At 30.9% G+C, this 6954-nt stretch carries 6 protein-coding genes; all 6 read right to left on the reverse strand.

Going from position 1 to position 6954, the window contains the following annotated elements; genetic code table 11:
• Window position 1 precedes the first annotated feature (1 nt).
• The 6 genes from IAI10_RS08670 to IAI10_RS08695 all read right to left on the reverse strand — a co-directional run bounded on the left by IAI10_RS08670 (window position 2) and on the right by IAI10_RS08695 (window position 6714).
• Window positions 2–1315 carry an extracellular solute-binding protein gene (locus tag IAI10_RS08670; protein WP_315672907.1) on the reverse strand — a complete coding sequence of 438 codons (1314 nt, stop codon included), beginning with the start codon at window positions 1313–1315 and terminating at the stop codon, window positions 2–4.
• Window positions 1316–1434: 119 nt separating this feature from the next.
• The gene (locus tag IAI10_RS08675) at window positions 1435–3030 is read right to left on the reverse strand and encodes a response regulator (protein ID WP_315672908.1); all 1596 of its coding nucleotides are present in this window, start codon (window positions 3028–3030) and stop codon (window positions 1435–1437) included.
• Entirely contained in the window at window positions 3008–4780 is a 1773-nt protein-coding gene (locus tag IAI10_RS08680) for a sensor histidine kinase (protein ID WP_315672909.1), read from the reverse strand. The genes IAI10_RS08675 and IAI10_RS08680 overlap by 23 nt, the downstream gene beginning before the upstream one ends.
• A gap of 259 nt (window positions 4781–5039) precedes the next feature.
• The gene (locus IAI10_RS08685) at window positions 5040–5954 is read right to left on the reverse strand and encodes a YafY family protein (protein ID WP_315672910.1); all 915 of its coding nucleotides are present in this window, start codon (window positions 5952–5954) and stop codon (window positions 5040–5042) included.
• A gap of 48 nt (window positions 5955–6002) precedes the next feature.
• Window positions 6003–6410, reverse strand: a complete 408-nt coding sequence (locus IAI10_RS08690; protein ID WP_315672911.1) for a YjdF family protein — start codon at window positions 6408–6410, stop codon at window positions 6003–6005.
• Between the two features lie 160 nt (window positions 6411–6570).
• Window positions 6571–6714: a LysR family transcriptional regulator gene (locus tag IAI10_RS08695; RefSeq protein WP_315672912.1), complete on the reverse strand. Its 144-nt coding sequence runs from the start codon at window positions 6712–6714 to the stop codon at window positions 6571–6573.
• Window positions 6715–6954: the final 240 nt, after the last annotated feature.

The following is a 6954-nucleotide window of genomic DNA, read 5'->3' on the forward strand; positions in this document are numbered from 1 at the left end:
ATCATTTACTTCCTACTGTATCTTGAATTTGTTTTGCAAGATCTTCTGGCTTAACCTGTCCAATCATCATGCTCTGCAAACCAGTATTCATTGCATCTGCAGTTTGGGCACCGAAAATACCATCATATACTGGAGACATTGTATGCTCTTTAGTTAACTTCAATAACTTTACGAAAAGTGGATTCAATTTGCTTTCATCAGGGGTTACATCATATGGTACAATTATGCTATTATTTACAGCTGTTTCAAAAGAGCTCTTACTTAAAATATACTGAATAAACTTTTCTGCTGCTGCTTTCTTTTCTGCTGTAAGATTTGAATTTAGTTCTAAGCCTATACCTGTAGCTCCAGACATAGTAGTCTGATCTCCCTTGCCATCAGTAAAACCTGGGATTGAAGCTACTTCAAAGTTTTTCACCATATCGTCACCAGCTTTTTTTGCGATGTCACCTACTGCCCATGTTCCATCGATTACCATTGCAGCCTTTCCAGCACAAAAATTATCTAATTGCTGAGTGGCATCAATAGTATTAAAATCTTCATTAAATGCACCAATATCCACAAGCTGCTTTAATTTCTTTAGTCCATTAATAAATTCAGGATCTGTAAATTTTGCACCTTTATTAGCTGCCACACTCTTTGTCCAATCAGTTCCTGTCATATGATCGCCTAAACTGCTCATAATACAAGATTGTGCTAGCCATGGAGCTTTATCCCCCATACTTATAGGAATAACATTATTTTTCTTAAATACTGCTACATCACTTACTAATTCATCAAAGTTTTTAGGAAATTGCAGATTATATTTATCGAATAAAGCCTTGTTATAATAAACTACTGAAGTAAACCCTAATTCAACTGGTAAAGAATAAACTTTGCCATCTATTGTATAATCATCGTAGCAGCCTTTGACAAAGCCATTTTTCCAATCTTGATTTTTATCGAGAAGATCCGTTATATCTGTAATCAAACCTGCCTGTTGAAACTGTTGAGTCAAAGCACCAGCCCAGTTAATAAACATATCTGGAAGTTGTTTTGCTGCTGCTTGCGTCTGCAGCTTTGTTTTATACTGATCATTAGGAATTCCCTGCTCTTCAATTTTAATGTTAGGATTATCTTTTTCAAACTGATCTAGTAATTTCTTCATGTATTCAGTATGAGAATCTGCTCCAACGAATATATGCCAGTAGGTTAAGTTTACTGTTTTCCCATCACCCTTGTTGTCATTTCCAGATTTAGAGCACCCTGCAAATCCACAAGCTATCATGGAACTGATAAGTGCAACCCCCACTAATTTTTTAATCGTTTTATACATAATAAACCCCTCCTATAATATGTTGAAAAACGCAAAAGAAAACGTTTTTACAATCTAAGTATAGCAATTGTATTAAATTTCCGTAATGAGAAAAAAATACGATTATGTATAAATTTCTTTTAAATAGCTATATTCATATATTCCTTAGGAGTACAGCCTACGTATTTTTTAAATATTTGAGTAAAATATCTGTAATCACTAAATCCCAAAGAATCTGCAACTTCGTATATCTTAAGTTCTCCTTGAGCTAACAGCTGCTTTGCCTTCTCTATTTTATATTCATTCATTACATTTACGAAACTTTTCCCAATTTCTTGTTTGAATAAGTGGCTAAAATAATTAGGACTGAGTCCTACCTCCTTAGCAACTGAAATTACTGCTAAATCTTCTTTATAATGTTCCTTCATATATTGTATAGACTTTTGAATTAATTTTTTGTTGCTGTTATCCTTCTTGAATTTATTTAATAACTCCTCATAGCGTTTCAATTCTACAAGCATATATTCTCTTATATCCATAAGGTTTCTCATATCCAACAGCTGTGCATACAATTCATCAGTAATAAAAATCCCATTATCTATATGGAATTCGTCCATAACTTTATTCATTTTTATAATCAACTCTATACATAATCTTTTATAACACTCTAATTCTTCTTTAACAGCAGGTCTAACCTGTTCAGCGATATTATCCAACATCTGGTAAACAGGTTCTATATTTCCTGTTCTCATCCATAATTCCACATCCTCTTCAAGTTTAAATAGTTTTTTCTGAATTCCAATATCATTTTTAGTTATATCCGTACTTGAAGCTACTCCTGTTCCTTCATTTGACTGTGAATATTGGGTAAGAACTATAGCTTCATCAAAGGAGTGCTTTATTTTTTCTATTGAATTTTGGAAACTTCCTATGCCTATACAAACTGAAATATTTAAAGAAACCTTTAATAGCTTAACAAGCTTATCTGCTTTCTCTTTTATCATCTTCATAAACTCAACTTCATCAAAGTTTTCTGGTTTATGAATTATTATCGCAGCGTTCTTGCCAAATATATGTACATATTCAAAATCGAAGTCCTTACTTATGATTCGTTGTATTTCATCCTTTATTTTGGCAAAGTTTATTATTGATATTTCATTTTCTTTATATTTAAACTTAATTACCATGACAACAATATTTTCAGGTTTAAAGGATATATTGAGGCATTCAAATTCCTTTTTTACATTTTCAAAATCTGTTTCACTGCCATACATTAAATTTTTCAAATAATATTCTCTGCTAATTGATAAACTTGCATTTAACTTTTCCTTAATAGATAAAATCTCCTTTTCTCGTCTCTCCTCTTCAATAATTACGCCTTTCACTGCCTGTATAGTTTCTATAAGCTTTTCTTCCTTTATAGGCTTAAGAAGATAATCCATCACTCCATATCTAATAGCTTGCTGCGCATAACTAAATTCATCATAACCACTTAGTAAAATAATTTTTATTTTAGGAAAATTCTCATATACATATTTGGAAAGCTGCAAACCATCAAAAAATGGCATTTTTATATCCGATAAAATAATATTGGGTGTAAAATCTTGTATTATTTCTATAGCTTTTTTCCCATTTTCTGCTTCTTCTACAGCTTCGATTCCAACCTTATTCCAATTCACTGTAGTTATTAGCCCCTTGCGAATAAATTTCTCGTCATCCACAATTAACACTTTCATTCTTATTTCCCCCCATATCATTAATTTTTATAGCAGGAATTGTTATTTGCACCACTGTTCCTTTATTAATTTGGCTTTTTATATCCAAGCCATATTTTTTACCAAAATAAAGTTTAATTCTATCATCAACATTTTTTATTCCTAATCCCTTTGTCTTTTTATTTTCTTCATCTAGTATTTGATTAACAACACTTTCATCCATTCCTCTCCCGTTATCCGTTATGCAAAAAATTATATTTTCCCCCTCTTTGTATCCGCTAATTTTTATCCTGCCCTTTTTCTCCATATCTTCCATGCCATGAATTAAAGCATTCTCAACTATAGGCTGCAGTATCATTTTGACTATAGAGTACTGATAAATATCCAAATCTATATCCATTTCGATATCTACTTGATCTTCATAGCGAATTTTCTGAATTAGAACATAGTTTTTTAAATACTCCTTTTCATCTTCAATCTTTATAATATATTCATCTTTTCCTAAACTTAATCTAAATAAATCAGAAAGTGCCTGAATCATTTCACTTGTTCTAGGAGCTTCCTCCATTCTCCCTATCCAGTGAATAGTATCCAAAGTGTTATATAGAAAATGTGGATTTATTTTAGATTGAAGAGCGCTAATTTGAGCTTCTTTTTCCTTTATCTCTGTTTTATATACTTCATCAATAAGCTGCTCTATTTTTTTAATCATATGATTGAAGCCTTTTCCTAATTTGCCCACCTCATCATCAAATTCAACCTCTACTTTGAGATCGAACCTTCCTTTCTCAACCTCTGCCATAGCATCAATAAGTTTATATAATGACCCTGTGATGTATGAAGCAAATCGAATAGATACAATTACTGCTACTATGGAAAAAATTATTGCAATTATAATTGTAAAATTACGCAGATATATGCCATCTCTCATTACATCGTCATAAGGAACAATCTGTACTATTTTCCATCCAGTTTTTTTAGAAGTATTGTATGCTATTAGCATATCTTTTCCCTCAATTTCTTTCCGAAAGTATCCAGCAGTATTTTGAGACAGTATTTTCATATTTTCTTTGCTAAAAGTATCTTTCGGCACTTTCACTATGCTATTAGATGAAATAACACTGCCATCCTTATTAATAAGAACCATTTCACCCGTATTTCTAAGTTTAAGATATTTATATATACCATTTATATAATTTTGATCGATATCTATACTCACTAAGCCTATTTTTTTAAAGGTTTTTACGTCGTTAATCTGACGTGAAAAAGCAATCACAGTTTTTTCTCCTACATCCAAATAGTTTTGTACCAGATTAGGACTTATTGTGTATGATCCCCCTTCTGCTGTATTTTCTTTTATAAAATTAATATCTGTATTTTCCACCTGAGATCCATACTGATATTCTTTCCCATCATTATCTATAAGACTAATAGATCTTATATAAATCTTTGAATTACATAAATTTAAAAAATAGTTTCCAACCCGATTTTTCAATATATAATCTGAGTCATAATTATCTACCCTATACTTTAATAAATTTCTTACATCCTCATCTCCGATAATAAATAAGGATAAATCATTTACATCATCAACGATTGTATTCAGATTAGAATTTGCTTGTTCCAAGGTTTGCAATATATAATCGTTAATGTTTCGCTTAACTATTCTCGAAGTTATAAAATAAGAAAGAAATCCTACAATAGTTAACGGTACTATAATACCTATTATGAATGCTGCAATAATTTTATTACGCAATTGCCAGTTTTTCATTTTTACTACACCTGCCTAAATTTAGAAATATGTTTTATACTTCTAAATTTTACTTTTTATATAATATATTGTCAACAAGCGTTAAGAATACGTTTTCCGTTTTGACTATGTTTTAAAAGAATGTTGATAAGGGCTTTAATTGCCTATGTATATTTTTTTCAGAGCCCATGGAAGAAAGCCCTAAATAATAAAAAAACCATACATAATAGAGCTGGGCTTTCTCTATTATGTATGGTTTTATCATCATTGCTTGTTCTATCTATAATTCAAACAAATACTTTTTCAGAGCCTTCTTGTGTTGGTCTATTATTGCTTTTCTAAGGTATTCAGGTTCAAGCACTTCTATTGATTCACCAAAAGACATTATATATCCATATATCCACTGTCCCCAAGGTATAACAGCTGTTACTATGAAGCTTCCATCTTCATTTTCTCTAATATCCTCATCTCTGAATTCATCAAAAACCCTGTGTCCCATAACTTTATCTATTTTCACTGTTAATTTTACAGGCTGATCCTTATAATCTGAATTTATAATGTTACAAATATCCTTAGGGATCTCTCTATTGAATTCTTCCTCTAAGACTACCAACTTTTGCATACGATTTATTTTAAATACTCTAAAATCTTTCTTTAATCTGCAATAGCCATATAAATACCAATCTTGTCCCTTAAATATAATCTTTATTGCTTCAACTATCCTTTCAGACTTTTCTCCATTAGAATTGTAATATTCAAAGGTAACTACTTTGGACTCCAAGACGCTATTTTTTAATGTATTAAATTTATTTCTCTGCTCTTCATTACTTCCCCATCTTGAAAAATCTATGTCAATCCAGCTGCTGCTGTTTTTATTGAACAAGGCTGCCAGCTTACCTATAACCCTTTCCGTATCAGATATAGCAAGTGCATTTACTCCCTGCAGCGCTGCCAATATTTCCTTTTGTTCTTCATCCGACAGCAAGGATTTGTTAAGTACAAATTCAGGTAGTATGCCTATTCCTCCACCTTTTCCTTTGTTTGTATATATTGGAATTCCAGACATACATAAAGTTTCTATATCCCTGTATATGGTACGCTGAGAAACTTCAAAATGCTCCGAAAGCTCTCTGGCGGTAACTGTTTTTTTCTCTATTAGCATATATACTATTTCAAACAATCTATTAATCTGCATTTTTATCACCTTAATACATTAGGCTATGTCAAAAAACATAGCCTAAAATTAATGTCCTCTTTTTTTCTGTTTTTTCTTTTCCTGCCTTAGATTGAACTTAAGCTCTCTTCCTTTTTCCTTCATCTCTTTGGACTTTATTTTTCTCTTTAATTTTCTTGTCTCATGTTCTAACTTAATAGCTTGCTGAGCCTTAGTTCCAACACCTTTTTTTTCCAGCATACTTGAAATAAATTTTTTCATTTTTTTAGGCTTTAACAACTTTTCACGACTTTCATCAATGATTACAGGCTCACTAAACTTAAGCTTATAAAAGCTCTTTAAAATGAATTCATAAACCTCATAATCCTTAGGTTCCTTGCCAAAAACTACCTTACTAGTTTTTATATATCCTAAGTCTATACTTTCAAATACACCTACCCAAAAAGGCTCTTCAAAATAAACTGTTAACTTTACCATTTTTCTCCTCCTGTTTAAGCTCAAACAGAGAACGGACAACCCCAGGAGGGCAGGTTACTTAAATCCTAAGATTCATTCGGACTACCAACCGAATCGTGTTTTTATCTCTAAGCTGTGTTTTTTTGTTCCATTATATCATATAAAATGCTTATAGGTCTAATCATTTACAATTAATTCTTTTATTTCTTTTTCCTTTTATAGCCATAGTAACAGATGGCTGAGAAACATAAAGCATTTCCGCTGCTTTAGTAAAATTTTTTGTCTTGCAAAGGTACGAAAAATATTCCAAATCTCTAAGGTTCATAAATTCATCCTCCTCAGTAAAAGAATACATCATGCTTTATTTCTGCACAAGAACAATATAAAATTCTTCAGATGATTGCCAGTATATTTTCTTCTTTCTTAGTTTCTAGAATAAACTATGCTAAGAATAATTTAAAATCAAAAAATTTAAATAAAATTTCAAAAGTTCAAATTTAATTTTATATAATTAATCTCTCGGATAGTAACTAAAAACAATTATGCATCATTAAAAATATATAAA

Source organism: Clostridium sp. 19966 (assembly GCF_032335695.1).
GTDB lineage: Bacteria > Bacillota > Clostridia > Clostridiales > Clostridiaceae > JACTOJ01.